Source organism: Mesorhizobium sp. M7A.F.Ca.CA.003.01.2.1, from assembly GCF_003998945.1.
GTDB classification, from domain to species: Bacteria; Pseudomonadota; Alphaproteobacteria; order Rhizobiales; family Rhizobiaceae; genus Mesorhizobium; species Mesorhizobium ciceri.
On record NZ_RZRA01001686.1, the window covers coordinates 1 to 438 of the forward strand.

Here is a 438-nt window from a genome sequence, read left to right on the forward strand (position 1 = left end):
GCTGATGCGTTTGAAGCGCGGCTCGATCGGCCGCCGCGACTTCCTCGGCCTCACCGGCCTTGGCATTGCCACGGCGGTGATGGCGCGCGAGATCGGCATCATGCCGACACCAGCCTTTGCCGCCGAAAGCCTTGGCGACCGCATGTCGATCGCCACCTGGCCGAACTATCACGACCCGGCGACCTTCGAGAACTTCAAGAAGGACACCGGCGTTGCCGTCGAGGTCAACGTGTTCGGCTCCAATGAGGAGATGCTGGCCAAGCTGCAGGCCGGGGCCTCGGGCTGGAGCCTGTTCGTGCCGACCAATTACACGATCTCGACCTACAAGAAGCTCGGCATCATCGAGCCGCTGGAGATGGCGAAGCTGCCGAATTTCGACGGCTCGCAAGAGGATCCGCGCTTCACCTCGGAGGGCACGATCGATGGGACGATCTACGC

Annotated in this window: 1 protein-coding gene; it reads left to right on the forward strand. The window is 63.5% G+C overall.

All coding sequences use genetic code 11. The features are described from left to right. Position 1 precedes the first annotated feature (1 nt). The coding region (locus tag EN969_RS34950; protein WP_127419986.1) for a PotD/PotF family extracellular solute-binding protein at positions 2–438 on the forward strand (437 nt) is incomplete at its 3' end.